The sequence below is a fragment of the Amycolatopsis anabasis genome (assembly GCF_009765355.1).
Lineage (GTDB): Bacteria > Actinomycetota > Actinomycetes > Mycobacteriales > Pseudonocardiaceae > Amycolatopsis > Amycolatopsis anabasis.
In genome coordinates this window covers 1-4,266 of record NZ_VTHK01000133.1, presented here as the reverse complement: position 1 = coordinate 4,266, position 4,266 = coordinate 1, and the positions used below count along the sequence as shown (strand labels likewise).

The 4,266-nt window shown below is 73.2% G+C and carries 2 protein-coding genes; both read right to left on the bottom strand.

Annotation, left to right across the window (positions count from 1 at the left end; translation table 11 throughout):
• A partial coding sequence (locus FXO23_RS50260) for a type I polyketide synthase (protein WP_158896267.1) occupies window positions 1-2,036 on the bottom strand: 2,036 nt, incomplete at its 3' end.
• 51 nt (window positions 2,037-2,087) lie between these two features.
• The coding region (locus FXO23_RS50255) for a beta-ketoacyl reductase (RefSeq protein WP_158896265.1) at window positions 2,088-4,266 on the bottom strand (2,179 nt) is incomplete at its 5' end.

Below are 4,266 nucleotides of genomic sequence, written 5' to 3'. Positions count from 1 at the left end.
GCCACCATCGCCCCACCCGACGGCAACGCCTGCATCAACCGACCCCGCGCCACCACCAAACGGCACGCGTCCGCCAGCGAAAACACACCCGCGACATGCGCGGCCGCCACCTCACCGATGGAGTGGCCGAGCAGGTAATCCGGGCGAACACCCCACGACTCCAAGAGCCGGAACAACGCCACCTCGACCGCGAACAACCCCGGCTGCGTGTAACCGGTCTGATCAACCAGATCCGGATCCTCGCCCCAGATCACCTCGCGCAGCGGGCGATCCAGTTGCTGATCCAGTTCGGCACACACCTCATCGAGCGCACCGGCGAACACCGGGAACGACTCGTACAACCCACGACCCATCCCCAGCCGCTGCGAACCCTGACCCGAGAACAGGAAACCCAGCCTCGCCCGGTCGCCCACGGTCGAACCGCGGACGACGTCGGCCGCCGCTTCACCCCGGGACAGCGCGCCCAGACCGGCGAGAAGCTGGGCCCGGTCGCGGCCCAGCACGACCGCGCGATCCCCGAGCGACGCGCGCGTGGTCGCCAGCGAGTAGGCGACGTCCAGCGGATCGGCCTCGATATCCATCGTGGACGACAACTGTCCGGCCTGCGCGAGCAGCGCGTCCTGGCCGCGGGCGGACACCAGCCACGGGATCAGCGGCGGCACCTGCCGGGCGGGCAGGGCCGCCGGTTCCTCCGCGGGCGCCTGCTCCAGGATCACGTGCGCGTTGGTGCCGCTGACCCCGAACGACGACACCCCGGCCCGCCGCGGCCGGTCCTCGCCCGCGGCCCACGGCCGGGGCTCGGTGAGCAGGGAGACCGCACCCGAGGACCAGTCGACGTGCGGCGACGGCTGGTCCACGTGCAGGGTCTTCGGCAGCACGCCGTGCCGCATGGCCTGGACCATCTTGATGATCCCGGCCACGCCCGCCGCCGCCTGGGTGTGCCCGATGTTCGATTTGATCGACCCCAGCCACAACGGGGATTCCCGGTTCTGGCCGTAGGTCGCCAGCAACGCCTGCGCCTCGATCGGATCACCGAGCCGGGTGCCGGTGCCGTGCGCCTCCACCGCGTCCACATCGGACACCGAAAGGCGGGCGCTGGCCAGGGCCCGCCGGATCACCCGTTCCTGGGCGAGTCCGCTCGGCGCGGTGAGGCCGCTGCTCAGCCCGTCCTGGTTCACCGCGGAACCGCGCACCACGGCCAGCACTTCGTGCCCGTTGCGCCGGGCGTCGGACAACCGCTCCAGCAGGAGCAGGCCGAGCCCCTCGCCCCAGCCGGTGCCGTCCGCGGCGGCGGCGAACGCCTTGCAGCGGCCGTCCGCCGCCAGACCGCCCTGGCGCGCGAACTCGTCGAACGCCGTGCGGGTGGTCATGACCGTCACGCCACCGGCGAGCGCCAGGCCGCATTCGCGCTTGCGCAGTGCGTGGCAGGCGAGGTGCAGCGCCACCAACGAGGACGAGCAGGCGGTGTCCAGGGTGACCGCGGGCCCCTCGAGACCCAACACATAGGACACCCGGCCGGACAGGATGGCCGCCGCGTTCCCGGTCATCGCGTGCCCGTCGGCGCCTTCCGGCGCGTTGAGCGCGGCCATCGCGTAGTCCTGGCCGTTGGTCCCGGCGAAGACGCCGGTGTCACTGCCCCGCAGCGAGGTCGGATCGATACCGGCGCGTTCGAACAGTTCCCAGGAGGCTTCCAGCAGCAGGCGTTGCTGGGGGTCCATGGACAGTGCCTCGCGCGGGCTGATCCCGAAGAACCCGGCGTCGAACTCGCCCGCGTCGTAGAGGAATCCGCCCGCTCCGCCGCCGCTCGTCTCCCAGCCGCGGTCGAGGGGGAACTCCGCCATCGCGTCGCCGCCCTCGGCCAGCAGCCGCCACAGCTCCTCCGGCGAGCGGACCCCGCCGGGGAAGCGGCAGCTCATCGCGACGATGGCGATCGGCTCGTGTTCGGTGGCTTCCACCTCGCGCAGCCGCCCGCGGGCGCGGCGGAGGTCGCCCACCACGCGGTTGAGGTAGTCGCGAAGCTTCTGTTCGTCCGTCACCTGTCAGCACCCCGTTGCGTTGTGATCGTCCGGCAGCCGGTACTCATCGGGTCAGGACGAGCCGAACTCGTCGTCGATGAGGCTGAAGATTTCCTCGTTCGTGGCCGCGGCCAACTCGTCGTCGGCTCGCGTGTTCCCCCATTTGGCAAGCAGGTCCTCCAGCCGCGTCACGATCTCCCGGTGCGCGGCGTCTTCGGGCGGAAGCGACCCCAGGACCGCTTCCAGCCGGTCGATTTCGGTACCACCCGTGCGCTCTTCCTCCTCCTGCCCCAGTTCGGAGTTCAGGCGGCGCACGAGTTCCGCGGGCGTCGGGTGGTAGAAGACCAGTGTGGTCGGAAGATCAAGACCGAGCAATGTGTTCAGCCGGTTGCGCAGTTCCACCGCGGTCAGCGAATCGAACCCCAGGTCGAGGAAACCGCGCGCGGTGTCGACCTGAGCGGCCGACTCGTGCCCGAGCACCGCTGCCACCTGGTCGCGCACCAGATCGAGCAGGATCCGTTCCCGCTCCCCCGCGGGCGCGGCCAGGATCCGTTGCCGGGCCGCGTTCTCGCGGGGAGCGGCGGGGTTCGCGGCGGCCGCGTCGCGCGCCCCGGGCAGCGCGTCGAACAACCGGTTCGGCCGCGCGGCGGTCAGTTCCGGCACCAGGCGCGGCCAGTCCACATCGGCCACCACGAGATCGGTCTCGTCGCGCTCGAGCGCCTGCTGCAACGCGGACAGCGCGAGTTCGGGCGCCATTCCCGCGACGCCGCGGCGCACGGCCCGGTCGGCGATGGTGGCGTCGGCCATCCCGCCTCCGGCCCACATGCCCCAGGCCACCGAGGTGGCGGGCAGGCCGTGCGCACGGCGGCGCCGGGCCAGCGCGTCCAGCGCGGCGTTCGCCGCCGCGTACCCGGCCTGTCCCGCGTTGCCGAAGGTTCCCGCCACCGAGGAGAAGAGCACGAACGCGGCCAGTTCCCGGTCCCGCGTCAGTTCGTCCAGGTTGGCCGCAGCGCGGACCTTGGCGCGCAGGACCGTCGCCAGCCGCTCCGCGGTCATCGACCCGAGCAGCCCGTCGTCGAGCACTCCGGCGGCGTGCACCACCGTGGTCAGCGGTTCGCCGTCGATCCGGGCCAGCAGCGCGCGCAAGGCGTCCCGGTCGGCGACGTCGCAGGCGGCGACGGTGACCCGCGCGCCGAGTTCCTCGAGTTCGGCGGTGAGTTCGCCCGCGCCCTCGGCGTCCGGGCCGCGGCGGCTCGCCAGCACGATGTGCTCGGCACCGGTGCGGGCCAGCCAGCGGGCGACGTGCGCGCCCACCGCACCGGTGCCGCCGGTGACCAGCGCGGTCCCGGAAGCCTGCCACGGCCGGGGAGCGCCGGATCGGTGCGGCGGCCGGACCAGGCGGGAGGTGAACGTGCCGGACGGCCGGACGGCGAGCTGGTCCTCGGTGCCCGCCCCGGCGATCGCCCGCACCAGCCGCGACCAGTCGTCCGCGCTCGGGTTCCCCGGCAGGTCCGCGAGCCCGCCCCAGCTCCGGGGCTGTTCCAGGGCGGCCGAGCGGCCGAGCCCCCAGTACAGCGCCTGGACCGGATCGGCGGTCTCCTCCGGTCGGATCGCGATCGCACCGCGGGTCACGCACCACAGCGGCGCGTCGACACCAGCGGCGTCCAGCGCGCCGATCAGGTCGACCGTGGCGGCGAGCCCGCGCGGCAGCGCCGGATCGGCGCGATGCGCGGCGGTGTCCAGGGAGAGCAGGGAAACCACTCCGGCGATCGGCTTCCCGGCGACCGCCGCGAACTCCTCCCCCGCGGCGAACTCGAGCACGGCGACATCCGCGCCGGACCGGGTGAGCGCGTCCGGGCAGCCCTCCGCCGACACCCCGGGCGGTGTCACCACCAGCCAGGTGCCGGACAGCTCGGCGCCCCCGAGCCCCGCGGGTTGCCAGGCGAGCTGGTACCGCCAGCCGTCTACAGTGGACGCATGGCTCCCGGCGCCGGCCGGCGGCTCCTCGAGCCAGTACCGGCGGCGCTGGAAGGCGTAGGTGGGCAGGTCGATCCGGCGGGTCCCGGTTCCGGAGAACCAGGCCGCCCAGTCCACACCGATGCCCTGAGCGTGCACGGCGGCGAGGGCGGTGAGCAGCGTCCGGGGTTCATCGCGATCCCGCCGCAGCGCGGACACCAGCACGGAGTCGGCCACGCAGTCCTGTGCCATCGCGGTGAGCACGCCGTCCGGCCCGATCTCCAGGAACCTGGTC